Genomic DNA, 26,730 nt, shown 5'->3' on the forward strand with positions numbered 1-26,730 from the left:
CGCGGTGTCTTCACTGAAAGCGGTGTCTTCACTGAAAAAGCGGTTGCCCGAGCCCGCGATGCCGCCCGGCGAGGATCCTCGCGACTACGCGAGGACCCTCGCCGCGGTGTACGACGCGACGATGGCCGGAGACCGCGCACCGGCCCGGCCCAGGGACGTGGTGCGCCAATCGTGGCAGCGTCTGCGCGAACTCGGCATCGACCCCGAGCACAACCGGGTCGAACCGTCCATGGACGTAGCCGAACTCGATCTCCGTCGTCGTGAGTCCGGACTGTACGACGTGCTCGACGACGTGACGCGTGGGCTCGAATCGGTCACCGCGAGCGGTGAGAACATCATGGTCGTCGCAGATCTTCGCGGAACTGTACTGTGGCGCAGCGGGTCCCATCGCGTACTGGACCAGGCTGCGCGTCTGGGATTTATCGAAGGGGCGAACTGGGCCGAGGACAGCGTCGGCACCAACGCCATCGGAACGGCATTGGTGTCACGACAGGCAGTTCAGATCTTCTCGGCGGAACACTATGCGCGCAGCCATCATCCGTGGACGTGCGCGGGGGCACCCATCCGCGATCCGCGGGACGACCGTGTCATCGGCGTCGTCGACATCAGTGGTCCTGCCAAGACCGTCCATCCCACGACGCTCGCTCTGGTCGACGCCGTCGCACGCCTCGCGCAATCACACCTGCGCGACAAGCATCGGGACAATCTCGATCAACTACGTTCTGTTGCAGGGCCGATGCTTGCACGAAGCGGATCACCCGCATTGGTGATCGACACCCACGGATGGGTCGCGGCGGTCGACGCGCTACCCCATCGCTCGCGCGTGCTGCTCCCCGCAGCTTTGACTCCCGGCAGGACATGGTTCCCCGCACTGGGCCTGTGCGAACTGGATCCGCTTCCCGGCGGGTGGCTGGTTCGGCCGATCACCACCGCCGAGAAGATCACCGCTCCCACGGTGCATATCGATCTGCGCGATTCCGAGAACATGTCGGTGACCGTGACGTCCGGTTTGGGCGAATGGGCGTACTCCCCGACCCAGCGGCATGCGGAGATTCTGTTTCTCCTCGGATCCGAGAGGCGCGGACTGACTGCATCTCGGTTGGCGCAGGATCTGTTCGGTGACCCGGCCCGCACGGTGACCGCGCGGGCCGAGATGTCGCGTCTGCGAAAGAACCTCGCCGGAATTGTTGCAGCGCAGCCGTACCGGTTCGTCGATGCAGCCCTGGTGACGTTGTCCTGCCCCGTGAACGGCGCGCACCTGTTGCCGTTTTCGAACGCGCCGGCAGTTCGTGCCGCTCGCCTTACTCAGGCCGGTTCGGAGGCCTGAGTAAGCAACTGCAAGAACACTTCTTCGGGCTGAGCGCCGGATACTGCGACCGCACGGTTGGCAACGAAGAACGGAACGCCGCTGACCTGGAGTTGGCGCGCCATGGACAGATCCTCGCGTACCGCCTCCGCTGCGGCATCGGAGTCGAGTTGCTCGCGCACGACGTCGGCGTCGAGGCCGACGCTCACGGCCAGCTCGACCAGCACCTCACGGTCATCGATCACCTTGCCGTCGCTGAAGTGCGCTTTGAACAGCGCTTCGAGGAGTTCGTTCTGCCGCTCACCCGCGAGATGCAGCAACCTGTGCGCATCAAAGGTATTGGCGGCGATCACGTTTTCGAAGTCCAAGGTCAACCCGACCTCGGCGGCCGTCGCGCTGACGTGGGCGAACATCTGACGTACCTGATCAGGCGCCATCCCCTTCATCTCGACCAAGGCGTCGAGTTCGGTTCGGCCCTCTCCCACTGGGGTCTCCGGAGCGAGCTGGTACGAGCGCCAGATGACGTTGACGCGGTCCTTGTTCTCGAAACGATCCAGCGCCGAGAGGAACCTGGTCTTTCCGATGTAGCACCACGGACAAGCGACGTCCGACCACACTTCGATGGTCACGTCTTGGTCAATCACGATTTGATCAGTCACCGAAGGTGCAACAACGAACAGGGTCGGGATTAGTCCCGAGTCACGTCACTAGGCCACAGAATCACGTGACCAGACCACACCGGAACGCGATCAACGACGCACTCACCCGGTTGGGCACACCGAGCTTGGCGAACAACGAAGAGATATGCGTCTTGACGGTGGTCTCACCGAGGTACAGCCGCTCCGCGATGACGCTGTTGGCCGCGCCTGTAGCCAGGATTGTCAGCACTTCACGCTCACGCTCGGTGAGCGAAGCGAGCGGAGTCTGATCAGGCGCTTGCCGACGCGGCGAGGAGGCCACGATGGCGCGCAGAGAATCGCAACTGAACAACGAGTGGTCTGACGCTACTACCCGCACTGCCTGCTGGAACGCCTGCGGAGCTGCGTCCTTGCTCAAGAAACTGTGCGCGCCCGCCTCGACTGCCTGCACAACCATGTCGTCGACGTCGAAGGCGGTCATAGCAATGACCTTCGGCGGATTGCTCATGGTCATCAATTCACGCGTGGCCTCCAAGCCGCCGACCCGTGCCATCTTCAGATCCATCAGCACCACGTGGGGACGAAAACGAGTGACCTTGGCCGCGACCTGATCGCCGTCCTCGGCCTCGGCAACCACCACGATGTCCGGCGCTGCTTCCAAGATGTCCTTCATTCCGCGCCGAACCCACGCGTCGTTGTCGACGATCAAAACTGTGATGCGCGAGTCAGCGTCCATAGTGCGCTCAGATTACCCAGAGCCTCCGACGGTTGGAGGGTGGGAGGGTTACGACGACCAGGGCACCCAGCAACTGACAAGGAAATCGTCCCCCAGCGCGCCTGCCTCGACCTTGCCGCCGATCTCCCTCGCCTGTTCGGCCAACCCGCGTAGGCCGGACCGTGAACCGATCGACGTCATGGGTGCAAGCTCGCTGAGCCTATTGCGTGCGAGGATACGAATTCCGTCGTGCGGCGACCCGGTCACCGAAATGACCAGCATCTGATCGCTCGCGTATTTCTGGACATTGGTCAGTGACTCCTGCACGACGCGATAACAGACGTGCCCCGCCAACATTCCGACATCACCCGGGAGCAACTCCGATTCGAGACGGCAGTGAATGCCGGCGGCGCGTGCACCGTTGACCAGATCGCCGATCGCGTCGATCCCTTGATGCCCGCCGTGTTCGCGGCGATCACCGCTCCCCCTGAGCACTCCGACGATTCCCTTCAATTCGTCCAAAGCCTCGTGCGCGGTGGTTCTGATCATCGCAGCGGTGTTGACGACCTTCTCGGGATTGTCTGCCGCGCTGACCTGTAACCCACCGGCGAACAACGAAATCCGGCTCAGACTGGCCGCGATTGTGTCGTGCATGTCTCGAGCGATCCGCGTTCGCTCTTCGGTGCGAATCATCTCGTCGCGCATCACGTCGGTTTTCTCAGTGGCCAGATCCCGTACGTACTCGGCCTCGACGAGTTCGGTTCTGGTCCGAATCAGGAGCGAGAGCGCCACGACGATGCCGACCATGACGGCCGCGACGAGCCACGGGATCCAGATGGCGACGTCGTATTGAACAACCGCCGAACCGTCCTTGGGTTTCGCGGTGCCCATCGTGAGAACGGAGTACTCACGATTTCGAAAAGCGTCGTAGGTCAACGAAATTCCGCAGACGACGAAAGCAGCTGCCGCAGCGGCTGCAAGCCTAGGCCCACGCGCGATCCGAGCAACGGCGAACAACGCGATGAGCGCCGCCGTCGCATCAGTGGGGAAGAACAGCGGGCCGACAAGCGTGATCGCCAGAACCACCCAGGGATGTTGATGGCGCCAGACAAGCGATATCCCACCGGCCACACCCAGGACGAACCCGATACCGACCAACACCGGTGGCATGTTTCCCGACGAACCGGCGATGGTCACCGTCATGATCGAGCAGAAGATGCTGAACGCAACGGCGGCGGTAGTCCACACGCGTCGTCGCACAACAGTTCCTTTGGTGGTGATCACCGAGCAAGCGTATCGACCGCCACCGACGCCTCGAATCAGCCGAACGGGTGGACGAACCGCCAGGCTCCGACCGAAAGGATGAGGCGGACCGATCTTTCGACTGAAGCGGTGAAGGGTCCCCACATCGTTGACTTGTGCCATACCAACTCTCGAAAGGCGCACATCATGCGATCACTCCGCACTCCCCTCGCCCTCCTCGCCGTCGGCGCAGCCCTGTTCGCAACCATCGCCTCGGGCGAGACCGACGAAGCGAAGAAGGTCGACGACAACGGTTCTTCCGCCGCACCCGCGGCTGCCTTCGGAATCGGTGACGTCGTCGAACTGGGCGACTGGCGCGTCCAGGTACACGGCGTTGTCGATCCCTATGTCTCGACCAATCAGTTCATCACCGCGGATCCCGGAAATCGCTACATCGTCGTCGACACCGAGGTCACCAACAACAGCGACAAGCCGTCGACTGTGTCATCGGTGATGTGCTTCGAACTGCAGGACTCGACCAACAAGTCGTACAACATCACGTTCACCGACAGCAGCACGTCGAGTGTCGACGGAGAACTTGCGCCGGGCGCTGCCAAGCGAGGCGAATTGGCCTACGAGGTGCCTGAAACCGCGACCGGTCTTCGCCTTCAGTTCAAGTGCGACCTGTTCTCGTCCGGCTCGGCAACGATCAACCTGTCGTGAACCGCCCGGGCGATCTGCTGCTGAGTCCGTGGGCGCTGGTCTCGGTAGCCGTCATCTTGGTCAACGACCACGTACTCAAAGGGGCATTCGGGAACACGATGACAGGCAAGCTGTCCGACGTCGCCGGCGTGTTCCTGTTTCCCCTGCTTCTTCTCTCGGTTCTCGAGGTGCTCAGACGAAGCCTGGCGGGGCGAGCAGCGATCGACCGGTCCATCGCGGTCACGGGCATCGGCTTCGCCGCGGTGAAGACGGTCTCGCCGATCGGCGACGCGTACGAGTGGGTGATCGGATTTTTCCGCTGGACCGCAGGAGGATTCCGCGGCGAGCTCTTGCCGATCGTGGTCTATCGCGATCCCTCGGACCTGTGGGTGCTCCCGATACTGTTCGCAAGCTACCTGGTCGTCACACACAACCGCACTCGGGCGCCGGAGGGGGCGCCCGAGCACGAGATGATCAGTCCAGGGCCGCATCCAACGTGATGTCGACGCCGGTCAGTGCCTTGCTGACCGGGCAGGTTTCCTTGGCCGCCTGGGCAACCTTGGCAAAACCGTCGGCGTCGAGGCCGTCGACCTCGGCGCGAACGGTGAGCTTGATTCCGGTGAGCTTGAAGCCGACCGTGTCGGGGCCCAGCGACACGTCCGCGGTGATGTCGAGACTCTGCGGGGTTCCGCCGGCCTCGGCGATCAGCGCCGACAACTGCATCGCGTAGCAGGACGAATGTGCTGCGGCGATCAGTTCCTCGGGGCTGGTGGTTCCGCCGGCTTCCTCAGCTGCGCGCTTGGGAAACGACACATCGAAGGTCGCGGCACCCGAACTGGTGAGTTCGACCTGTCCCGACCCGGCTTCGAGGGTGCCGTTCCAGGCGGTGCGTGCGGTACGAGTTGGCATTGCTGTCCCTACTTCCGTCTTCACATGATTCGGTGAACGCCTTGCGATCACGAACCTACCCGCGATACGTGACGTCACACCTACTGTTTCGGACGCGCTACCCGAGGAGAGTCGCGGTCAGCAATTTCTCGACGCGTGCCTGCGCGGAGTTCTCCGAGGAAAAGTGCACGATTCTGCCGATGTCGAAGACCAGACCGAGCGCCGCGTGGACAAGGAACCGCGCTTGGACGATCGTCAACTCCGGACGCGCCTCGACGCACAGGTGCGCCCACTCCTCGACGTTCAAACGCTGAATGTTGCGCAACTCGGTCCGTGATCGATCCGGCAAGCTGCCGATCTCGGCAAAGTACACGGCCAACAGTTCGCTGGTTCCGAACGAAACCTCGACGTACATCTTCGCCAACGTCTCGACGGCCGCGAGAGGAGTCTCCGACTCCGCCAACGCCGAGCCCAACGTCATAGTCAGACGATCGGACGCCCGGTGGAAGGCCGCAGCAAGGAGGTCGGCTTTGCTCGCGAAGTGCCGATACACACTCGACGCATTGATACCCGCCGCGGCACCGATCTCTTCGATGCTCACGTCGTGGTAGCCGCGCTGATAGAACAGCAACACTGCTTCCTGAAGCAGCACTTCACGTTTCGACGTCCGTACGAGGCCTGTTTTGCGTTCGGACGCCTCTGCCCTCGCACCGTCCTCCTCGCCAACGGGCAATTCGACGCCGATGACGGACCAGCATGCTGCAAGAATCAGCGCTTCGATCTGCTTGGCGGACAATGCAGATCGATGCCCGGTGATGCTGGCTATCACACTGAGCACGGCGGGCGCGATGAGTTCGACATCGGCCGGGTCGAGTTCCGGACGAACTGCTGCCAGCGGCTCGGCAATCCGAAGATTGAGCGCGCGCATTCCCACCCGCAGTTGCTCACGATCCTCGTCGACCAGGTACCTGCCCTCCCATCGGTAGAGCCCTCCCCTGCGCCGATTCTCGATCGTCGCGCGGATGACACCCACCATCGTGGAGTTCAACTGCTCGCGTGGATTTTCGTTTCCGTGCACAGCTGGATCACTGGCATCCAACAACGCCTGCGTCAGGTTGTTCACGGTGTAGACGAACAGCGCGTATTTCGTAGGGAAATGACGATAGAGGGCCGGCCCGGAGATGCCGACCTTCGCTGCGATCTCGTCGATGCCGACCGCGTGGTAGCCACGTTCACTGAATGCCTCCGCAGCAGCGGCCGCGATTTGGGCCTTCCGATTCTTCGGACGCGTTCGTGGTGCAGAGCCACTGCCGCTCACGGAGACGCGAGTCTGTCCGGGCACCTGACCCTCCACTTCCGTTGCCTTCTTCCACTGCCTTCGTCCGCTGCACCGCACTTCCAGGGGCGCGAGTCCGAACGGACCATGTTAACCGTCGCGAAGGTCGCAATTCGCGCCCGGTACGGCTTCACCCGAAACCCTACAACGCGGCTGTCACGGCGGACGGATTCCGGAAAAAGAGTCTTGACACCCGCTCTCACACCGGTGTTATGTTAGTGATGATTCGCACAAACTTGCACGCAGTCCGCTGGCGGGCTCGTTCCATGCAGCGCAGGATTTTTCTTCGCCTGCACTAGGGTTCGATTCCGATTGACCGATCGTAAGAAAGTAGTTGTGAGCAGATGATTCGCACTCGCTTCACCGAGATGTTCGGCGTAGACCATCCGATCGTGCAGGGCGGCATGATGTGGGTAGGACGCGCAGAACTTGTTGCGGCCACGGCAAATTCCGGCGCCCTGGGGTTCCTGACCGGCCTTACCCAACCCACTCCGGAAGATCTCGTCAAGGAAATTGCTCGGACCCGCGATCTCACCGACAAGCCTTTCGGCGTCAATCTCACGATTCTGCCGTCGATCACGCCGCCGCCGTACGCCGAATATCGTCAGGCGATCATCGAATCCGGGATCAAGATCGTCGAGACGGCCGGTTCCAATCCGATCGATCATCTTCCGCATTTCAAGGACGCGGGCGTGAAGGTGATCCACAAGTGCACTGCAGTTCGTCACGCCGTCAAGGCCGAGAGACTGGGCGTCGACGCCGTCAGCATCGACGGCTTCGAATGCGCCGGACACCCAGGTGAAGACGACATACCAGGGCTGATTCTGATTCCGGCGGCCACGCAGGAACTCACGATTCCGGTGATCGCTTCGGGCGGAATCGCAGATTCTCGCGGACTCGTCGCGGCCCTTGCGCTCGGAGCAGACGGCGTCAACATGGGAACTCGATTCATGTGCACCGTGGAATCTCCTGTAGCGCAATCGGTTAAAGACCAGATAGTCGCCAACACCGAGCGTGACACCAAGCTGATTTTCCGGACCCTGCACAACACCGCACGCGTAGCAGCGAATGCGATCAGTGCCGAGGTCGTCGACATCGAGGCACGCGGCGACGCGCAGTTCAGCGACATCCAGCATCTGGTCGCCGGGGCACGCGGGCGCAAGGTCTTCGAAGACGGCGATCTCGATGCAGGCATCTGGTCCGCCGGGCAAAGCCAAGGGTTGATCAACGACATCCCGACCGTCGCCGACATGATCGACCGCATGGTCGCAGAGGCCGAACACCTCATCACCTCACGGCTTTCCGGATTCGTCACCGCCGTGAGTGCGGCATGACCGCCACCGCCGAGACGGGCTTTCGCTCCGAAATCACCGACGGTGTACTGCGATTGGCCTTCGACCGCCCGAAGCGGATGAACGCGATCGACCTACCCACGATGACTGCTTTCGCAGGCGCCGTCAGAGAGGGCGGCGCAGACCCGAGAGTTCGTACCATCGTGATCACCGGATCCGGTCGAGCGTTCTGCACCGGAGCCGATCTTGCGGCAGCCGCCCTCAACCCCGCAGACCCGAAAGTTGTCATGGATGCGGCGACTTCTCTGATTCGCGCCATCACCAGCGCCCCGGTCCCGGTGATCGCCGCGGTCAACGGCCCGGCAGCCGGCGTCGGAGTGTCCATCGCCCTGGCCGCGGACCTGACGTACGCAGCATCGAGCGCCTATTTCCTCCTCTCGTTCGTCAACATCGGCCTGATGCCCGACGGCGGCGCCAGTGCGCTGGTACCGGCAGCTATCGGACGTGCCCGAGCGGCCGAGATGGCATTGCTGGGCGAGCGGGTTTCCGCCGAGGACGCAGAGCGTTTCGGGCTCGTGTCCCGCACCGTCGCAGACGACGCGTTCGACGCACTCATCGACTCAGTCGTCGATCGCACGTCGAAGGCTCCCCGACGCGCCCTCGAACTCACCAAGCGCGCACTCAATGCGGCGACGCTGGACCGCCTCGATGCCGCGTTGGAGCTCGAAAATACCGGTCAGGCAGAACTTCTCACCGGCGACGACTTCAAAGAAGGCGCGATGGCGATGCTGCAGAAGCGCACACCGCACTTCAAGTAGTCATTGCGAATTTTCGTTAACAAAACCACTGTGAGAATCGACGGCTCACTGTAGCCTGAGTCACACAATCACCCACGCATGAGAGGAACCCATCGATGGCCTCCACCGATGCAGTCTCCGAGGCGCAGCGTTCACGCCGCACCAACTGGAACAATCAGATCGCCAGGCATGCGCAGATGATTCCCGATCGCACCGCGCTGCGATTTTTGGGCGATTCCATCACCTGGAGCACCCTCGACGCGCGCGTCGAGAAGCTGGCAGACGCTCTAGCCCGACGCGGCGTCAGCTTCGGCGACCGCGTGCTCATCCTGATGCTCAATCGCCCCGAATACCTCGAGATCGTGCTCGCGGCCAACGCACTGGGCGCGATAGCTGTTCCGGTGAACTTCCGTCTCACGCCACCCGAGGTCGCTTACCTGGTCAACGACTCCGGCTCCAAAGTCATTGTCGCCGAGGGACCATTGGCTCCACTGGCCGGAGCGGCGCGTGCCGTGTCAGAGGGTATCGACATCTCCATCACCGTGGGCGCCCCCGCCGAGGGTGACAGCCTGAACTACGAGGACCTGATCAGCGAAGAGGGCGAGTCTCACGCGTTCGTCGACATCCCGGACGATACTCCTGCACTCATCATGTACACCTCGGGAACCACCGGTCGCCCCAAGGGTTCGGTGCTCTCCCACTCGAACCTGGCTTCGCAAGCATTGACCTGTATCCGGGCCTTCCACCTGTTCAATGCCGATTCCATCGGCTTCTGCGCGTCGCCCATGTTCCACATCGCGGCCCTCGGTTCCATCGCACCGAATCTGCAACTCGGCACGACCACGGTGATCCATCCGGTCGGCGCATTCGACCCTGGCCAGCTACTCGACATTCTCGAAGCCGAGAAGGTCACCAGCTTGTTCCTCGTGCCCGTGCAATGGCAGGCCGTGTGCGCAGTTCAGAAGGCGCAACCCCGAGCACTGTCACTGAAGAACATCTCGTGGGGCGCCGCACCATCGTCCGATACAATCCTGCGGGCGATGGCAGAGACCTTCCCAGACGCGTTCAATGTCGCAGTCTTCGGTCAGACCGAGATGTCGCCCATCACTTGCGTTCTCGACGGAGAGGACGCGATTCGTAAGCTCGGATCCGTCGGTCGGGTCATCCCGACCATTTCGGCCAGGGTCGTCGACGAGAACATGGACGACGTGGCGCCCGGTGAAATCGGTGAAATCGTCTACCGCGGGCCCACGATGATGAGCGAGTACTGGAACAACCCCACCGCCACCGCTGACGCCTTCCACGGTGGATGGTTCCACTCCGGCGACCTCGTTCGAGTCGACGACGAGGGCTTTGTCTACGTCGTGGATCGCAAGAAGGACATGATCATCTCCGGCGGAGAGAACATCTACTGCGCCGAGGTGGAAAACGTTCTCTACGAACACGAATTGATCGTCGAAGCGGCCGTCGTCGGTCGCCCCGACGCCAAGTGGGGCGAGGTGCCGGTAGCGATCGTCGCGATGGCGCCAGGTTCGGCCGTGGACCTGACCATCGAGGAGCTGAGCAGCTTCCTCAATGATCGTCTCGCGCGCTACAAGCACCCGAAGGACATCGTCGTCGTCGAAGCGCTGCCGCGCAACGCTAGCGGCAAGGTTGTCAAGGGTGAACTGCGAGAGAAGGTTCGAGCGGTCGACGCAGTTTCCTGACTCGACATGAAACGGGCGGCACCTCCAGCGAGGTGCCGCCCGTTTGTGCGTGCCCTTCAAGCACTCTGCGAATGCAACTTCCGATGCAGATCCCGCACCTGCGGAACCAACTCCGGAATCGGACCTTCGACCGGGATGTTCGGCGCAACCTCGTTGACCGACAAAGACTTCACCGGCGCCGGAACCACGCCCCACTCCTCGAGCCAGTCGCCTAGTTGGGCCGAAGAACAGATGTAGACGATACGTCCCAGTCCCACCCATGCGTGCGCGGCCGAACACATCGCGCAGTGCTCGCCCGAGGTGAACACCGTTGCCGTTGAGCGCTCTTCCGGCGTCAGGTACTGAGCCGCCCACCGCGCCAGCTCGAACTCGGGGTGGCGAGTGTTGTCGCCGCCCGCAATCCTGTTTCGATCCTCCGCCAGAAAAGTTCCGTCGGCCGCTGCCAGGACGGAACCGAAAGGTTCGTCACCCGCATCCAATGCCTCCGAAGCCAATTCGACGCAACGGCGCAGGTGACCCAGTTCGATGTCGTTCATGTGCTCATCCTCTCCCGTGATACACGAAACGGGCGGCACCGGTGAGGTGCCGCCCGTTCGTTACTTGCTGTGCTGTACTACTCTGCTGCGCTTTCGCTTTCGCCGGCCTTGGTCAGCTCGATCGGCGGTGCGTCCGGCACGTCGATCGGCTTCTTGGTGGGCGTGAACGTGAACTTCGCGTCCTCGCCCGAACCTTCGCCGTCCCAGTTCTCGACGTCGACGAGCACGATGTGACCCGGTCCGATCTCTCCGAAGAGGATCTTCTCGGACATCTGGTCCTCGATCTCGCGCTGGATGGTACGACGCAGCGGTCGTGCACCCAGTACCGGATCGAATCCGCGCTTGGCCAGAAGCGACTTGGCCTTGTCGGTGACCTCCATGGCCATGTCCTTGTTCTTGAGCGCTGCCTCGACGCGAGCGAGCATCAAGTCGACCATCTGAACGATCTGCTCGTTCGTGAGCTGATGGAAGACGACGATGTCGTCGATACGGTTCAAGAACTCGGGACGGAAGTGCTTCTTCAGCTCGTCGTGAACCTTGAGCTTCATGCGCTCGTAGTTCGACTCCGTGCCCGTTCCCGAGCTGAAGCCCAGGCCGACTGCCTTGGAGATGTCCGAAGTACCGAGGTTGGATGTGAAGATCAGCACCGTGTTCTTGAAGTCGACGGTACGTCCCTGACCGTCGGTGAGACGGCCGTCCTCGAGCACCTGCAGGAGGGTGTTGTAGATCTCCTGGTGTGCCTTCTCGATCTCGTCGAACAGCACAACGCTGAACGGCTTGCGGCGCACCTTCTCGGTGAGCTGGCCACCCTCTTCGTATCCGACGTACCCGGGAGGGGCACCGAACAGACGCGAAGCGGTGAAGCGGTCGTGGAACTCGCCCATGTCGATCTGGATCAGAGCGTCGTCGTCGCCGAACAGGAAGTTGGCGAGCGACTTCGCAAGCTCGGTCTTACCGACACCGGACGGGCCGGCGAAGATGAACGAGCCCGAGGGACGCTTGGGATCCTTCAGACCTGCACGCGTACGACGGATCGCCTTCGAGACGGACTTGACTGCCTCTTCCTGCCCGATGATCCGCTTGTGCAGTTCCTCTTCCATGCGGAGCAGACGAGTGGTCTCCTCCTCGGTGAGCTTGAAGACGGGGATACCGGTCCAGTTGCCCAGAACCTCGGCGATCTGCTCGTCGTCGACCTCGGCGATGACGTCCAGGTCGCCCGCACGCCACTGCTTCTCACGCTCAGCGCGCTGAGCAACGAGGGTCTTCTCTTTGTCACGCAGGTTCGCAGCCTTCTCGAAGTCCTGCGCGTCGATAGCGGACTCCTTCTCGCGACGCGCGTCGGCGATGCGATCGTCGAATTCGCGCAGGTCCGGCGGTGCAGTCATCCGACGGATACGCATTCGCGCGCCCGCCTCGTCGATGAGGTCGATCGCCTTGTCCGGCAAGAAGCGGTCGTTGATGTAGCGATCGGCCAGCGTCGCAGCTGCCACGAGAGCACCGTCCGTGATGGAAACACGGTGGTGAGCCTCGTAGCGGTCACGAAGACCCTTGAGGATCTCGATGGTGTGCTCGACGGTCGGCTCGCCCACCTGGACGGGCTGGAAACGACGCTCGAGAGCGGCATCCTTCTCGATGTACTTGCGGTACTCGTCGAGAGTGGTGGCACCGATGGTCTGCAGCTCACCGCGGGCAAGCTTGGGCTTGAGGATGGAGGCCGCGTCGATAGCGCCCTCGGCCGCGCCCGCACCCACGAGAGTGTGCAGCTCGTCGATGAACAGGATGATGTCGCCGCGGGTGTTGATCTCCTTGAGAACCTTCTTCAGGCGCTCTTCGAAGTCACCGCGGTAACGGCTGCCGGCCACGAGCGACCCGAGGTCGAGCGTGTACAGCTGCTTGTCCTTGAGGGTCTCGGGGACCTCACCGTTGACGATTGCCTGAGCCAGGCCCTCGACCACAGCGGTCTTACCGACACCGGGTTCACCGATGAGAACCGGGTTGTTCTTGGTACGACGCGAGAGAACCTGCATGACACGCTCGATTTCCTTCGAGCGGCCGATGACCGGGTCCAGCTTGCCTTCGAGGGCAGCTTGCGTCAGGTTGCGACCGAACTGGTCGAGCACGAGCGAGGTGGACGGCGTGCCGGCCTCTCCGCGGGTGCCACCGGTTTCGGTGGGCTCCTTGCCCTGGTAGCCCGACAGCAGCTGGATGACCTGCTGGCGGACGCGGTTGAGATCGGCACCGAGCTTGACCAGAACCTGGGCTGCTACGCCCTCACCCTCGCGGATGAGACCGAGCAGGATGTGCTCCGTACCGATGTAGTTGTGTCCGAGCTGCAGCGCTTCGCGCAGACTCAGCTCGAGGACTTTCTTGGCGCGCGGCGTGAAGGGGATGTGACCGGACGGAGCCTGCTGGCCCTGGCCGATGATCTCCTCGACCTGGCTGCGGACTCCCTCGAGGGAGATACCCAACGACTCCAACGACTTGGCTGCAACACCTTCGCCCTCGTGAATGAGGCCGAGAAGGATGTGCTCCGTGCCGATGTAGTTGTGGTTGAGCATCCTGGCTTCTTCTTGAGCCAGGACAACAACGCGCCGCGCGCGATCGGTGAACCTCTCGAACATCGCTCTCCCTCACACTCTCCGGCGGGCAGGTTCGAGACCGGATGTCTCGTCCCTGGTCGCCGCGTTTCGCTCCGGCACTACAGACTGATCGCCTCGCCGGTCAGCGGACTGACGTCCACGAATCGACAAAGGTTGCACGACCCCACTTATTACTCTAGAGGGCGCGAAGTCCACCTGCTGCTCCTCCACCCGATTGGCGGCGGAAGCCGGACTGCTTACCGTTCACAACGTCGCAGCTGAGGGAATCGTTTCCCCGTTCCTGTACGCCTGAAGCGAACAGCGATTTTCGACGCCTGATCAGCCGAATATCGGGAGTACCCGAGTGCACGGCACCTCACGCGGATTCGACGGATCCAGCGCGTTGAGAGTCAGAGTCGCTGTTCGCTGCGACGCCACCAGCGCGATGTGATCCGACAGGTCCTGTTCGCAACCGTCCTGAACAACTATGTTCGACGCGTTCGACGCGGCCAGTATTCCGCTGCTGTACGGAACGACCACTTGATCGAACCGAGTCACGATGTTGGTGTACTCGACGTCATCGGAGTAGACACCCGCGTCGCGCAGTTCGGTCACGAAGGTGGCGTTGTCGAAATCCGGTCCCCCGACGCCTTCCGGCGGCCCGACCTCCGAGCCGTCCCACAACGGAGCGATGGAGACGATCTTGGAAACCTTCGCGTCGCCGCCGAGGAACTTGGCGTAGTACGCACTGACCGTCGTCCCCTGAGAGTGTCCGATCAGGTCGACCTTCGAGGCACCCGTCGCAGAGAGAACGTCATCGACGAAGTCCGACAGCTGCCCTGCGCTGTCTCCGAGTGGTGCGAGACCACCGGCTGCGGAAATCGGCCACGGCTGGTCCGTTCGATTCCCGAACGTGAGCGCGAAAACGCAGTACCCCTCGTTGGCCAGTACGGGTGCGAGTACGCCCCAATTGGTCTGACGGTTGGCCGCCGTCCCGTGCACCAGGACGACTGGATCAGGATGAGCAGCGGAAGGCGTGCATGAGAAGTCGTTGGTGCCAGGGGCCGATCCGCCCGGGTTGGTCGCTTCGAGGGCGATTCCACTGAAGAAACCGGACGGAACGGGAAGAGGTTCGTTCGCCGACGCAAGAGGTGCGGCGGTCGCGGCCACGGCTCCCGCCAGAGCGAGAGCGCCCACGCATGTTCGAATCCCCACCGAAGGCCTCCACATATTGATCAACCCACGACGGGCAATACCGAGTTGCACGGTACCGGCCGCTGATGCGCGGGATCGAGTGCATTGAGAGCAAAAGTCGCCGCGCGCAGCGACGCCGCGATGGCGAGATGATCGGAGATGTCTTGCTCACAACCGTCCTGGACGACGATGTTGGTTGCGTTCGGCCCGGGCTCCAGCCCATTTGTATACGGCAGCACCAGTTCGTCGTAGCGCGTCGTGATGTTCGTGTAGTGAACGCCCGGCGCGTAAACGCCTCCCGCACGGAGATTTTCGATGAACTCCGAACCGGCCCCCATGTTCAGGCACGCCTTGCAGATCGGGAATCCGGCCTGTGCTGCCTCGGATACCCCGAGTTCGCGAAGGCTGCGGCCGATACTTGCCTGCGCGTTTCCGAGGGTTCCCTTCCACAACGATGCCACCGAAACGATGTTGTCCACTTTGTCGGCACCGCCGAGGAACTTCGCGTAGTACCCGTTGATGATCGTGCCTTGCGAATGCCCGACGAGATCCACCGACGTTGCGCCCGTAGCGCCCAGAACTTGATCGACGAAATTCGACAATTGTGCTGCGCTGGAAGGAATTTCCTGCATTCCACCGATGGCCGACAGCGGCCACGGCTGCTCGGGGAAGTTTCCGTACGTCAGCGCGAAGACGCAGTAGCCCTCGTTGGCGAGCAACGGCGCATAGGTAGCCCAATTGGTCTGCCTGTTTCCACCCGTTCCGTGAACGAGCACAACCGGATTGGGATGTTCAGCAGTCGGCCTGCACGAAAAGTCATTGGATCCAGGAGCTGAACCGCCAGGATTTCCCAACTCCTGAGGAACGCCGGCAAGAAATGCATTGGGAACGGGCAGAGGAGCCTGAGCCGACGCCACCGATGTGAACCCGACGAGCATCACCGCGGCAAGAATGGCTCCCCCGAACAACCTGATTCTGCGCACTTCCGACCCCTCTTCGTTAGATGCGAACCGGGCAGACGCTAGCAAACTAGAACACGTCATCATTCCATTTCGGAGAAATGTGTCCGAATCCGTTTGCGATCCATTTCAGACAGCCTTTTCGTAGGCTCGGCGCACCTCGGTGGAAATGCGTCCCCGGGCCGAAATCTCGAAGCCCGCACCCTTGGCCCATTCGCGGATGGCCGCACTCTGATCACGGTCGGCAACCGGTCGGGATTTGGTCACCGACCCGTTGACCGATTTGGCGGAATTCGACCTTCTCGCATGGGGAATCCACTTTTTCAGTGCATCGCGCAGTTCCACGGCGTGGGCGGCGGTGAGATCGATTTCGTAAGCAACTCCGTCGACGGAAAACTCCACAGTTTCGTCAGCGGGCGATTTTTTGTCCAGATCGTCAACCATCGTGACAACAACCTTTTTCACCACGACCATTCCTCCCCAGATCCTTTGATAAGCAGCGACGATAGCACCTGGACAAACGTCCTGTCTCGGCTGATCCAGATGATTGGAACTGCTCACCGCCGGGTACGTCTTTGCATTTACTTACGACAGGGATGGAATACAAAATGGGGTTCGCTGGCAAACACCGTCGACTTTCCGCCGCCCCAGTCTGCGACCGACGACATCCGAAAGGTCATCGCGGAATCTGCAGGGTGGGTGGGAGACGTCGACAACGTATTCAAGACCGTGACCGGGTGGAGCCCGTTGGAACGACTGATCGCACCGCTGAGCGGTAATTGGAACGAAAACTCGATGATCAGAAAACCGGCTACAACCCGGGGACCGGTCGCGATCCATGGGCTATGCCGTACAGACTCCGAGGTACCGCCCGAGCTGCGCGGCGGCTACGACAAGATCATGAAGGCAGCAGCAGCGGTGGACGATGCAGCGATCAAGTTGGACCGGGTCACGGACGGGGACTGGGACTCCCGGATCGACGTCACCGACCACTTGCTGAACTTTCTCACCGGCGGACCCGAAGCCTCAGCCGAACTTCGCCACTATGCAACGCGGGTGGCGGGAGGCGAATGTCGTTGGGAACAAATCGAATCCCAACTTCGAGCGCTCCCCGCTGAACTGGTCGAGCTGAAGGACTCACCCAGATTCATCTGGTTCTCGGCACCGCCGATAGCTGACGTGGACAAAGACTACGAACCGTACCGAATCCCTTGGGAGCGTCCCAACTGAAAAAGGTTCGGCCGCAAAATGTGCGGCCGAACCTTGATCGAAGTGAAGTCAGCGAGCGGACGGACGAACGATCGGGAACAGGATCGTCTCGCGAATACCGAGGCCGGTCAAAGCCATCAGCAGTCGATCGATTCCCATGCCGGTGCCCGTTGTAGGCGGCATGCCCTGTTCCATCGCGGCGAGGAACTCCTCGTCCAGCACCATCGCTTCGTCATCGCCGGCCGACGCGAGGCGCGCCTGATCGACAAAGCGCTCACGCTGGATCACCGGGTCGACAAGTTCGGAGTAGCCGGTCGCCAACTCGAATCCGCGGATGTACAGGTCCCACTTCTCGGTGACACCCTTCTTGCTGCGGTGATCACGGGTCAGGGGCGACGTCTCGACCGGGAAGTCACGGACAAACGTCGGCACGTACAGCTGATCGCCGCACTGGTGCTCCCACAGTTCCTCGACGAGCTTGCCGTGGCCGTAACCCTTGTCCTTGGGAACCTCGAGGCCGACCTTCTCCGCCAAAGCGAGAAGCTCGTCGACCGTCGTATCCGGGGTGACCTCGGTGCCGATGGCCGCCGACAACGACGGGTACATCTCGAGGACCTGCCACTCGCCACTGACGTCGTACTCGGAACCGTCGGCGAGAGTGAGGACCTGCGTGCCGAATGCTTCCTGCGCAACTTCCTGGACGAGTTCACGAATCATCTTCGCGGAATCGTCGTACGTGCCGTAGGCCTCGTACGTCTCGAGCATTGCGAACTCGGGCGAGTGGGTGGAGTCGACGCCCTCGTTGCGGAAGTTGCGATTGATCTCGAAGACCTTCTCGATACCGCCGACGACGCAACGCTTGAGGAACAGTTCCGGCGCAATACGCAGGTACAGGTCGATGTCGAGAGCGTTCGAATGTGTGACGAACGGACGAGCTGCCGCCCCGCCGTGCAGCGTCTGCAGCATCGGCGTCTCGACCTCGAGGAAACCGCGGCTCTCGAGCGCATTGCGCAGCGCGCGGACAACAGCGACGCGCTTGCGAGCGTTGTCACGAGCCTCGGGGCGAACGATCAGATCCGCGTAGCGCTGACGCACCCGGGACTCTTCGCTCATTTCCTTGTGCGCAACCGGCAGGGGGCGCAGCGACTTGGATGCGATCTGCCAGGCGTCGGCCATCACACTGAGCTCGCCGCGACGGGAGCTGATTACCTCACCGTGAATGAACACGAAGTCGCCGAGGTCGACGTCGGACTTCCAGGCAGCCAGTGCCTCTTCGCCGACGCCGGCGAGGCTGATCATGGCCTGCAGCTGGGTGCCGTCGCCTTCCTGCAGAGTCGCGAAGCACAGCTTTCCGGTGTTGCGCATGAAGATGACGCGGCCGACGACACCGACCAACACACCCGTTGCCGTGTCCGGCTCGAGTTCCGGGTACTCCGCGCGGATCTGCGCGAGCGTGTGGGTGCGATCAACCGAAACCGGGTACGCCTCCTGGCCCTGCGCGAGGATCCGTTCACGCTTCTCACGCCGGATACGGAGCTGCTCGGGGGTGTCGTCGACTGGCTGGGCTTCTACATCACTCACGGGGTACAAGACTACTGGGCCGTGTCCACCGCGTTTGTTGCTGGTAGCACCGCGGCCACCGCGAGCACGATTCCCGACAGCAAGTACAGCCCGACCCGGACGTGATTCCACATAGTCCAACCAGCCTCGTACGACGCCCATGCGGCGGCGTCGGTAGTGCTGACCGAGGCAAACGCGTCGTTGTGGGGGACGTGGTAGATCGCGGTCACCGCGAAGGACGCGAGTATCCCGACGCAACCGAAAACAGCAAGGACCCAGCCGTCCGGCCTGGAGATCGATGCCCAGATTCCGGCGGCGATCGCGGTGAGCGCCGATCCAACCAGCGGCAGCATCAACGCACTGCGCGGCGCTTCGACGTTGATCGCCTGCATCGACGTGATCGCGGTATGTGCATCCACCGACCGAAGGGCGGGCATCACAAAGGAAGAGAACGCAAACAACGCACCACCGGCGACGAGCGCACCGAGCGCAGTCATGCCGACCAGCAGCTCCAGAATGATCTCGGATTTCTTCACGACCAGACCCCCGTTCGAGCGGCCTCGGCGGCAAAAGTAGGGAAATCGCGTGCGGGCCGTCCCAGGACCTCTTCGACCACGCCGGTCACGCTTTGATTCCGTCCGTCGAGAACTTCGGCAAACAGGTACGTCAGTAAGTCCACGACGTCACTCGGGACGCCGACTTCCGTCATGCTGTCGGAAAATTGTTGCCGTCCAATTCTTTCGAACTCCACCGCGCGACCCGACGCCGTCGAAATCGTGTCCACTGCCTCCGCGAAAGTGAGCAACTCCGGACCTGTCACCTCGAGGACTCGGCCGAGGAGGTCGGTTCGAGTCAACGCGGCCACCGCCACGTCAGCGAGATCGTCGACGTCGATGAACGGCTCCCCCACCCCACCTACCGGAAGTGCCAGGTGGCCTTCTCGAATCGGGTCGAGCAGATACCCTTCGCTGAAATTCTGGGCAAACCAACTGGCCCGCACCACAGCCCATTCCAGGTCGCTGTCGGCTGTCGGCCAGAACCTGCTCGGCTTTCTGTGCCGCCGGTTCACCCCGTCCGGACAGAAGCACCATGCGACGAACCCCTTCGCTGTACGCAAGCTCCGCGAATTCCTCGATGTGCGTGCTCGATCCCGGCACTGCGAGGTCCGGCGCATAGGTCACGTATGCCGCTTCGACACCCGACATCGCGGGCTGCCACGTCGTCTGATCGTTCCAGTCGAAAAGTGTCCCGGATGCTCTCGACGCGATTCGGTTAGGGATTCCCTCCGCCGTCAGCCTCTGTGCAACGCGCGCACCGGTCTTGCCGGTACCACCGATCACTACCGCCGACTGAATTTCACTTGTTGAAGTCATGAAACCATTCGACCGCGCGACGGCAATACGATCCATAGCTGAAGGTCGCAAAAACATACGCCAGCGTCTACCGTCGAAATATGGATGCATTGTCGATGATGCTGGCCGGGTCTCGAGCGGAAGGTGCATTTCTGTTGCGCTCGTTGCTCGATCCGCCGTGGTCGTTGCGTATCGAGGACCACGCACCCGTCACCGTGCTGATTCTGGTTCGCGGCAGCGCAGTCGTCGTCTCCGACACCGGCCAGACCGAGAATCTCGAGGCCGGCGACGTGGCACTTCTGCGGGGTCCGGATCCGTATACGGTCGCCGATCAGCCCGGCACCCCGGTTCACGTACTCATCGACGAGGCGCAGAACTGCGCCGCAGTCGACGGCTCACCGCTCGAGCACATGTCAGTGCTCGGGGTTCGCACGTGGGGCAACTCGGCGAGCGGCGAAACCGTCATGCTCACGGGCACATATCGTTTGGACTCCTACGTCAGCCGCCAGATCCTCGACAGCCTGACACCCGTCGCGGTGGTCCGACGCAGCATCGAAACTGCGCCGATGACAAACCTCCTGGAACAACAGATCGCCTCCGATGGGCCAGGGCAGGAGGTGTTGTTGGACCGACTCCTGGACCTTGTCCTGATCTCGGCGGTCCGTGCGTGGTTCGCCGAGAATCCGGATCGATCACCGCGATGGATCAAGGCATACGAGGATCCCGTCATCGGGCATTCCTTGCGGCTCATACACAATCGGCCCGAACATCCCTGGACGGTCGCGAGTTTGGCCCAGGAAGCCGGCAGTTCGCGAGCAGCTTTCGCTCGCCGGTTCACCAACCTCATGGGCATCGGGCCGGTTGGTTATCTGACTGAATGGCGCATGTCCGTGGCCGCGGATCTGCTCGCAGACCCGGCACGAACGGTGTCGTCGATCGCCCGAGAAGTCGGCTACTCGAGCCCCTTCGCCCTCACGACGGCCTTCACCCGCCATCACGGAGTGAGTCCGAAGATCTATCGCCAGACCTGCTGTGCGCCTTTGTTAACCGCCCGCGGTTGACAAAGGCGCACAGCAAACGGGTCAGTGAGCGGAAACAGCCGCCAACTCGCGGGAGCAATGACGAACTCCGCTGAGCGCACCGAGCAGGCCGGCCGCCTTGATCGCCTGGTACCCGCCCACCAGATCGGTGGCCTTGTGCAGGCCGAGCTGCTGCAACGACGCTGCGGCCAGGCTCGAGGTGTAGCCCTCAGAGCAGACGATCACCCACTCGACGTCGTGGTCGGTGGCCAACGCGAGGTGTGCGCTGCTGGTGGGGTCGAGTCGCCACTCGAGAACGTTCCGCTCGATCGCGAGTGCGCCGGGAAGAGTTCCCTCGATGGCGCGCTGCGCCTGCGGGCGAATGTCGACGAAGATTGCTCCGCGGTGAAAAGCTTCTGTGAGCTGGAAGACGTACATGCGATCGATCTGTGCGCGAGCGTCGTCGAGCATTTGGTCGATGGTCATTTGGTGCCCCCCTCGGGCAGGTCGGTCAGCTCGGTACGGGTGCGACGAAGAGTCCGGTGATCCGTCACTTCGTAGAAGGACATTGCCGTCAGCGGCGGCGAGTAGGCATGAACACTCAGAGTCGGTGCATCCGAGCTGATTTCGACCGGAGCACCAGGAGCATTCGTCGAACGCACGACGTCGTGAACCCACCCGAGCGGGAACGAAGCCTGATCACCGGCGTCGAGCTGGCGTTCCACCAGGGCGTCACCTGCCCAACGGAATTCGGTGAGCGAACCACTGAGGACGGTCAATGCGCCGAACGAGCCTGCGTGGTCGTGCAATTCGGTGTTGCGTTCGGGCACCCAGCTGATGAGCCACACATCGACGTCGTCGTCCGCATGCAAGCGGGTGGACCAACGATCGAGCGTCGGGAAGGCGTCGGGGATGAGGTGATCGAAACGGCCGTCGAGCACGCCGTTCGCTCCCTCGTCGGTCAGTCGCAGCAAATCGGCCGGGCGAAGGCGGGTAGGCAACGACGCACCGCTCGGACGGCGTCCGGAGGGCCCGCGATTGATGCCACGACCTGCGGAAACACCACGGTCAGCGGTAAGAGTCGGGGCCAAAACAGAGAGATCTGCAGAATATGTGGATAGCACGAGCTAGCTCCAAGGAGTGTGAATTGGTCAAGGCAGCGGTCAGCCTCGACAACACTCCTGAGCACCCATGCAGCGATTCACGAGCACCATTGTGGCATAACTTTCGCGATCGCGAAACTGCTGGAACATGACCATCGATCAGGCGACCGGTCGTCGACCTGATCCGCGACGCGCCTGATTGCGCTCGAAGACCAACCTGAGCCCTTCGAGTGTGAGGTCTCGTTCGAAGTGATCGATGGTGTCGGATTCGGGGATGATCAGCGGTGCACTGTCCCCGGTTGCGATCACGGAGACATCGTCACCACCGAACTCGGGCAGTTCGTCGCGTACGCGGTTGACCAGGCCGTCCACGAGGCCCGCAAAGCCGAATACCGCGCCGGACTGCATGCATTCGACGGTGTTCTTCCCGACCACCGAACGCGGACGCACCAATTCGACCTTGCGCAAAGCAGCAGACTGCGACGCCAAGGCGTCGGTCGAGATCTCGAGCCCAGGCGCGATACAGCCGCCCAGAAACTCACCCTTGGCGGAAACGACGTCGACGCAGGTCGACGTGCCGAAGTCCACGACGATGCACGGACCCTCGTAAAGATGTTGCGCGGCAAGGCTGTTGACGATCCGGTCGGCTCCGACTTCTTTGGGGTTGTCCACCAGCAGTGGCACCCCGGTGCGCACGCCCGGCTCGACCACGACATGGGGAACATGACCCCAGTACCGCTCGAGCATGACGCGGATCTCACGCAAGACGGACGGCACCGTCGACAGCGCGGCGACGCCGGCGATCTGATCGACATGAGTACCCAACAGCCCACGGAAGGTCAACGCCAACTCATCGGCAGTCATCCGAGGGTCGGTTCGCATTCGCCAGTCCTGCAATAGCTTCGAATGCTCACCAGTTCCGGAAAACAGACCGAGAACAATATTGGTGTTCCGCACGTCGACCGTGAGCAGCATGGATTACACCAGGCTGGATTCGCGCGAGGCCTCGAGTGTCGACAGCATGCGCGGGGTGATCAGACCCGAACCCTCCGGCGCGTGAGCCGGGTCGGAGCCGAGTTCGATCTGCTTGTTGTCGGCATCGACGAATACGACGCGCGGGGAGTACTCCTTGACTTCCTGCTCGTTCATCACCCCATAAGCGATGAGGATGACCAGGTCGCCCGGCTTGACCAGATGCGCTGCCGCACCGTTGATTCCGATGACACCAGTTCCGCGCTCGCCGGCGATGACGTACGTCTCGAGACGCGCACCGTTGTCGATGTCGACGATGCACACCTGTTCTCCTTCGAGGAGGTCTGCTGCGTCCATCAGATCCTGGTCGACGGTGACGGACCCGACGTAATGCAGGTCGGCGTGAGTCACGGTGGCGCGGTGGATCTTCGACTTCATCATTGTGCGAAACATATCCAGGTCCTTACTCGTGAAAAGTGCTCAGTGAGACAGCAGGTCGTCGATGGCGTCGGCAGATGGATCGGTGTCACGCTCGAGGAAGCCGGTTCCCACGGCGACACCGACATTGTCGATCAAGCGGGTGGTTCCGAGCTTGGCGGCCACCAACAGTCGGCCATCACCTCGCTCGGGCGCGGGGCCCAGATCGACGCCCCGAACCTCGAGGTAGTCGACCTCGATTTCCGGAACAGCTGCCAGGACAGCGCGTGCGGTTTCCAGAATTGCTTCCGCTCCCCCGGCCGCCGCGTGTGCACCGGCGATCAGAGCTGCGGACAGCGCGACCGCTGCGGTGCGCTGGCTCTCGTCGAGGTAGCGATTGCGAGAGGACAACGCAAGGCCGTCGAACTCGCGGACGGTCGGAACTCCGATGATCTGTACGTCGAAATTGAGATCCCACACCATCTGACGGATGAGCGTCAGCTGCTGGTAGTCCTTCTCACCGAAGTACGCGTGATTGGGTGCCGCGATCTGCAGCAACTTCGCCACAACGGTCAGCATTCCCGCGAAGTGCGTCGGGCGCGCGCCGCCTTCGAGTTCGCTACCCAACGGACCCGGCACGATGGTGGTGCGCTGGCCCCGCGGGTACATCGTCTTGGCGCTCGGCGCGAACACCAATTCGACGCCCTCGGCGCGCAGCAGGTCGAGATCGGCATCGAGAGTGCGCGGGTACGCGTCCAGGTCTTCGCCGGCACCGAACTGAAGCGGGTTCACGAAGATGGAAACGATCACGACGGCGCCCGTGACCTTGGCCTGACGAACCAGTTCGATGTGGCCCGCATGCAGCGCACCCATCGTCGGAACGAGAGCCACCTGACGCCCGACTCCACGCAGTGCCCGCGAGACGCGCCGAAGCTTGTCCGGATCGTGGTGCACCGTCAGTTCGCCGCGCTTGTATCCGCCCTGCAAATCACTCACGACGGTCACCTCCCGTTTCAGTCAAGATGTCGAACAATTCGGTGGGGGCGCCCACCCGCTGGGCCGATCGCAAGGACATCGCTCGATAGCCGGCAGCGAGCTCCGGATCCAGTTCTGTCAGTACGCGCAAATGTGTGTCGACGGCAGCGGCATCGCCGCGTGCCACCGGGCCGGTCAACGCCGAGGGACCGCGTCGTAGTGCGTTGTCCAGGGCAGCCGACAACAGCGGTTGCAGGACACGCTCGGCCACTCCACCCGGATCGCCGTCGATCAACTGCTGACCGAGCAGCTCGTCACCTTGCAACGACGCTCGCAGCGCCTCGACGGCGTCGACCACGAGCGTGACCAGGTGATTACTGCCGTGCGCCAGTGCCGCGTGGTAGAGCGCGCGGTTCTCCTCGCGCACTCGGACGGGCTCGCCGCCGACCTCGAGAACCAGTGACTGCGCGATCGCGTATCCGATGTCGTCGGCAGCGGTGATTCCGAAGCACGCCGACGACAGACGCGCAGTGTCCTCGTCGTGACCAGTGAACGTCATCGCCGGATGGATGGCCAAGGGCAGCGCGCCCAGTTCGGTCAGCGGGGCCAGGATCGCGATGCCGTTGGCACCGGACGTATGGGCGACGAGCGTGCCCGGCTTGACGGCGTGGGTGGCCGCGAGCCCCCGAACAAGATCAGCAAGCTGGTCGTCAGGAACAGCGAGAATCAGCAGTTCGGAGCGAGCTGCGACGTCGGCAGCCGGAAGAATTTCGGTATCGGGAAGCCGCTTCACAGCGCGGGCGACCGAGGCACTGGAGACGGCGGAGCAAGCGCTGACAACATGACCGGCTCGCTCCAATGCGGCACCGACAGCTGTTCCGACCCGGCCTGCGGAGACAATTCCTACCGTCAATCGCGCAGGTGCAGGTCCATTAGTGATCCCGAAGGAAGTCACCGGATTCCTCTCGTTCGTTCCAGTCCCGCTCGGCGGGTACCAGACGTTCTGGGTCCGAGGATATCCTTCGCCCGAACCGTCATGCCATGGCCGGGCGAGTGATCTGCGACTCAGTCCTCTCGGCGACGACGTCGACCGGAGCCTTCGGACGGATTGGTCGAACTCAGATTTGCCATTATTTCGGCGACGGTCAATCCGTTGGAATGAGCACCACTCGCGGCATCCTCCGGGGCAGCGCGACGACGACGGCGCGGCTCTGCGTCGGACTCAGCGGCGGGTTCAGGTTCTGTTTCCGCAACGATCTCGGGAACAACCTCGGGCACCTCTTCGACGACGGCGTCTTCGATGACGGCGTCCTCGATGACGGCGTCCTCGATGTTCGGGGCCTGGGCGGGAGCCTTGATTTCAGGCTCGACCGGCGCGACCGGCTCCGGATCCTTCTCCACCGGAACATCTTTCGCCGTTCGTGTCGGCGTGGAACCCACAGCACTCACCGGAGAACTCTTCGGAGCCTGGTTCCGGGTCTGATCCTGGGGCTTCTGCGCCTCTTGAGACTTCTGGGTCGGCACGACGCGCGGCGCCACGAAGCTGCTGTCCCGCCACGACGTCTCGGCGAACACGACGGTTGTCTCGGCAGTCACCGGATCGTCGTTGGGCGAAGCCAACCCGCCGACGTTCGGTGCCGGTTGACTGGGCCCGCTCTGGCCGGCGCCGGGAACGTACAGTCCCGACGGTGCCGGCTGGTACGCACCGTACGAACTGCCGCCAAGTTCCGGTACTCGCGTCGAATCGGTCTTGAGCGCGGTCTGTTCGGGCAGAAGTCCACCTTCGAAAAGCGCTTCGAGGTTTCGGCGCAGCGCGACCAATTCGGCGCGCAGCCCGGCCAGTTCCTCCGCGTCTGCGGTCACCTCACGTCGCACGCGGCCTTCGACGCTCAGTTCGTACTCGCGTCGAGCAGAAATTTCACGTTCGAGCTGCAGTTCGTACACGGTCTGCAGATCGGCAACCTTGGCTTTGTCCAGTGCCGACTCTCGCCGATACTTGGTCATGGCGATAGCGCCGAGGGTGGCTGCCCACAGAGCGACGACCAGTCCCACCCGAAGAAGCTGAACGCTGTTGCTGAAGATCAAAAACAGCGAAGCAATGACAGCAAGTGCCAGAAGAGCAGCAATGATCATCTGGCTCGCGCTGCGCTTGCTTCGGCGCGCAGACTTCGATCGACCAGAATTTGTCATGGTTGCCAGGGTACTTGCCGAGACCGGGGTCGCCACGTACCTC

General features: G+C 62.4%; 27 protein-coding genes and 1 pseudogene. 8 read left to right on the forward strand and 20 right to left on the reverse strand.

What is annotated here, in order from left to right; genetic code table 11:
* Positions 1-58 precede the first annotated feature (58 nt).
* Entirely contained in the window at positions 59-1,327 is a 1,269-nt protein-coding gene (locus tag R4P65_RS18295; RefSeq protein WP_317827685.1) for a GAF domain-containing protein, read from the forward strand.
* Here R4P65_RS18295 and R4P65_RS18300 read toward each other — a convergent pair.
* The 3 genes from R4P65_RS18300 to R4P65_RS18310 all read right to left on the reverse strand — a co-directional run bounded on the left by R4P65_RS18300 (position 1,306) and on the right by R4P65_RS18310 (position 4,084).
* Complete coding sequence (locus tag R4P65_RS18300) at positions 1,306-1,950, reverse strand: DsbA family oxidoreductase (RefSeq protein ID WP_317827594.1); 645 nt, start codon at positions 1,948-1,950, stop codon at positions 1,306-1,308. The two genes, R4P65_RS18295 and R4P65_RS18300, sit on opposite strands and share 22 nt — an antisense overlap.
* 76 nt (positions 1,951-2,026) lie before the next feature.
* Positions 2,027-2,680 carry a response regulator gene (locus tag R4P65_RS18305; protein WP_019746809.1) on the reverse strand — a complete coding sequence of 218 codons (654 nt, stop codon included), beginning with the start codon at positions 2,678-2,680 and terminating at the stop codon, positions 2,027-2,029.
* Positions 2,681-2,728: 48 nt separating this feature from the next.
* Complete coding sequence (locus R4P65_RS18310) at positions 2,729-4,084, reverse strand: sensor histidine kinase (RefSeq protein WP_317827595.1); 1,356 nt, start codon at positions 4,082-4,084, stop codon at positions 2,729-2,731.
* A 24-nt stretch (positions 4,085-4,108) separates the two neighbouring features.
* Here R4P65_RS18310 and R4P65_RS18315 point away from each other — a divergent pair, with 24 nt between their 5' ends.
* On the forward strand, positions 4,109-4,624 hold the full coding sequence (locus tag R4P65_RS18315; protein WP_230816713.1) for a DUF4352 domain-containing protein: 516 nt from the start codon (positions 4,109-4,111) through the stop codon (positions 4,622-4,624).
* Positions 4,621-5,103 (forward strand): hypothetical protein, encoded by a 483-nt coding sequence (locus R4P65_RS18320; RefSeq protein WP_317827596.1) that lies wholly within the window; start codon positions 4,621-4,623, stop codon positions 5,101-5,103. The genes R4P65_RS18315 and R4P65_RS18320 overlap by 4 nt, the downstream gene beginning before the upstream one ends.
* Here R4P65_RS18320 and R4P65_RS18325 read toward each other — a convergent pair.
* On the reverse strand, positions 5,078-5,512 hold the full coding sequence (locus tag R4P65_RS18325) for an OsmC family peroxiredoxin (protein WP_317827597.1): 435 nt from the start codon (positions 5,510-5,512) through the stop codon (positions 5,078-5,080). The genes R4P65_RS18320 and R4P65_RS18325 overlap by 26 nt on opposite strands.
* Positions 5,513-5,609: 97 nt before the next feature.
* A complete protein-coding gene (locus R4P65_RS18330) occupies positions 5,610-6,833 on the reverse strand; it encodes a TetR/AcrR family transcriptional regulator (RefSeq protein WP_317827598.1) in 1,224 nt (407 codons plus the stop codon).
* A gap of 338 nt (positions 6,834-7,171) precedes the next feature.
* Here R4P65_RS18330 and R4P65_RS18335 point away from each other — a divergent pair, with 338 nt between their 5' ends.
* The 3 genes from R4P65_RS18335 to fadD5 all read left to right on the forward strand — a co-directional run bounded on the left by R4P65_RS18335 (position 7,172) and on the right by fadD5 (position 10,622).
* Complete coding sequence (locus tag R4P65_RS18335) at positions 7,172-8,161, forward strand: NAD(P)H-dependent flavin oxidoreductase (RefSeq protein ID WP_230816717.1); 990 nt, start codon at positions 7,172-7,174, stop codon at positions 8,159-8,161.
* Entirely contained in the window at positions 8,158-8,937 is a 780-nt protein-coding gene (locus R4P65_RS18340) for an enoyl-CoA hydratase (RefSeq protein ID WP_317827599.1), read from the forward strand. The genes R4P65_RS18335 and R4P65_RS18340 overlap by 4 nt, the downstream gene beginning before the upstream one ends.
* A 95-nt stretch (positions 8,938-9,032) precedes the next feature.
* Positions 9,033-10,622 carry a fatty-acid--CoA ligase FadD5 gene (gene fadD5 / locus R4P65_RS18345; protein WP_317827600.1) on the forward strand — a complete coding sequence of 530 codons (1,590 nt, stop codon included), beginning with the start codon at positions 9,033-9,035 and terminating at the stop codon, positions 10,620-10,622.
* A gap of 56 nt (positions 10,623-10,678) precedes the next feature.
* Here the strand turns inward: fadD5 and R4P65_RS18350 are convergent, their stop codons facing one another.
* The 5 genes from R4P65_RS18350 to R4P65_RS18370 form a co-directional block, all read right to left on the reverse strand.
* Entirely contained in the window at positions 10,679-11,158 is a 480-nt protein-coding gene (locus tag R4P65_RS18350; RefSeq protein ID WP_317827601.1) for a nucleoside deaminase, read from the reverse strand.
* 77 nt (positions 11,159-11,235) lie between these two features.
* Positions 11,236-13,779, reverse strand: coding sequence for an ATP-dependent Clp protease ATP-binding subunit (locus R4P65_RS18355; protein ID WP_003945604.1), 2,544 nt, complete (start codon positions 13,777-13,779; stop codon positions 11,236-11,238).
* A 297-nt stretch (positions 13,780-14,076) separates the two neighbouring features.
* Positions 14,077-14,967 (reverse strand): esterase/lipase family protein, encoded by an 891-nt coding sequence (locus R4P65_RS18360; protein ID WP_047888640.1) that lies wholly within the window; start codon positions 14,965-14,967, stop codon positions 14,077-14,079.
* Positions 14,968-14,972: 5 nt separating this feature from the next.
* On the reverse strand, positions 14,973-15,914 hold the full coding sequence (locus R4P65_RS18365) for an esterase/lipase family protein (protein WP_317827602.1): 942 nt from the start codon (positions 15,912-15,914) through the stop codon (positions 14,973-14,975).
* 105 nt (positions 15,915-16,019) lie between these two features.
* Positions 16,020-16,358: a histone-like nucleoid-structuring protein Lsr2 gene (locus R4P65_RS18370; RefSeq protein WP_230816812.1), complete on the reverse strand. Its 339-nt coding sequence runs from the start codon at positions 16,356-16,358 to the stop codon at positions 16,020-16,022.
* Positions 16,359-16,433: 75 nt separating this feature from the next.
* On the opposite strand from R4P65_RS18370, the gene R4P65_RS18375 reads away from it, so the two are divergent.
* A complete protein-coding gene (locus tag R4P65_RS18375) occupies positions 16,434-17,120 on the forward strand; it encodes a hypothetical protein (protein ID WP_317827603.1) in 687 nt (228 codons plus the stop codon).
* A gap of 48 nt (positions 17,121-17,168) precedes the next feature.
* On the opposite strand, the gene lysS is transcribed toward R4P65_RS18375, so the two are convergent.
* From lysS to R4P65_RS18390, 3 genes and pseudogenes are all read right to left on the reverse strand, one after another.
* Positions 17,169-18,680: a lysine--tRNA ligase gene (lysS, locus tag R4P65_RS18380; protein ID WP_003945834.1), complete on the reverse strand. Its 1,512-nt coding sequence runs from the start codon at positions 18,678-18,680 to the stop codon at positions 17,169-17,171.
* A gap of 11 nt (positions 18,681-18,691) precedes the next feature.
* Positions 18,692-19,195, reverse strand: coding sequence for a DUF1772 domain-containing protein (locus tag R4P65_RS18385; protein WP_317827604.1), 504 nt, complete (start codon positions 19,193-19,195; stop codon positions 18,692-18,694).
* Positions 19,192-20,032: pseudogene (locus tag R4P65_RS18390) on the reverse strand (NmrA family transcriptional regulator). Before R4P65_RS18390 ends, R4P65_RS18385 begins: the two are co-directional and overlap by 4 nt.
* An 80-nt stretch (positions 20,033-20,112) precedes the next feature.
* Between R4P65_RS18390 and R4P65_RS18395 the strand changes: the two are divergent.
* On the forward strand, positions 20,113-21,072 hold the full coding sequence (locus R4P65_RS18395; RefSeq protein ID WP_317827605.1) for an AraC family transcriptional regulator: 960 nt from the start codon (positions 20,113-20,115) through the stop codon (positions 21,070-21,072).
* A gap of 21 nt (positions 21,073-21,093) precedes the next feature.
* Here R4P65_RS18395 and R4P65_RS18400 read toward each other — a convergent pair whose 3' ends face one another.
* The 7 genes from R4P65_RS18400 to R4P65_RS18430 all read right to left on the reverse strand — a co-directional run bounded on the left by R4P65_RS18400 (position 21,094) and on the right by R4P65_RS18430 (position 26,687).
* Entirely contained in the window at positions 21,094-21,516 is a 423-nt protein-coding gene (locus tag R4P65_RS18400; protein ID WP_003945445.1) for a rhodanese-like domain-containing protein, read from the reverse strand.
* Positions 21,513-22,073: a cysteine dioxygenase family protein gene (locus R4P65_RS18405; protein ID WP_317827686.1), complete on the reverse strand. Its 561-nt coding sequence runs from the start codon at positions 22,071-22,073 to the stop codon at positions 21,513-21,515. Before R4P65_RS18405 ends, R4P65_RS18400 begins: the two co-directional genes overlap by 4 nt.
* Before the next feature lie 219 nt (positions 22,074-22,292).
* Positions 22,293-23,108 (reverse strand): type III pantothenate kinase, encoded by an 816-nt coding sequence (locus R4P65_RS18410; RefSeq protein ID WP_317827606.1) that lies wholly within the window; start codon positions 23,106-23,108, stop codon positions 22,293-22,295.
* 3 nt (positions 23,109-23,111) lie between these two features.
* The gene (panD, locus tag R4P65_RS18415; protein WP_003945761.1) at positions 23,112-23,558 is read right to left on the reverse strand and encodes an aspartate 1-decarboxylase; all 447 of its coding nucleotides are present in this window, start codon (positions 23,556-23,558) and stop codon (positions 23,112-23,114) included.
* 27 nt (positions 23,559-23,585) lie between these two features.
* Positions 23,586-24,518 carry a pantoate--beta-alanine ligase gene (gene panC, locus R4P65_RS18420; protein ID WP_230816727.1) on the reverse strand — a complete coding sequence of 311 codons (933 nt, stop codon included), beginning with the start codon at positions 24,516-24,518 and terminating at the stop codon, positions 23,586-23,588.
* A complete protein-coding gene (locus R4P65_RS18425) occupies positions 24,511-25,452 on the reverse strand; it encodes a Rossmann-like and DUF2520 domain-containing protein (RefSeq protein ID WP_317827607.1) in 942 nt (313 codons plus the stop codon). The genes panC and R4P65_RS18425 overlap by 8 nt, the downstream gene beginning before the upstream one ends.
* A gap of 110 nt (positions 25,453-25,562) precedes the next feature.
* The gene (locus R4P65_RS18430) at positions 25,563-26,687 is read right to left on the reverse strand and encodes a DUF6779 domain-containing protein (RefSeq protein ID WP_317827608.1); all 1,125 of its coding nucleotides are present in this window, start codon (positions 26,685-26,687) and stop codon (positions 25,563-25,565) included.
* Positions 26,688-26,730 lie beyond the last annotated feature (43 nt).

The sequence above is a fragment of the Rhodococcus sp. IEGM 1318 genome (assembly GCF_033142465.1).
GTDB lineage: Bacteria > Actinomycetota > Actinomycetes > Mycobacteriales > Mycobacteriaceae > Rhodococcus_F > Rhodococcus_F qingshengii_B.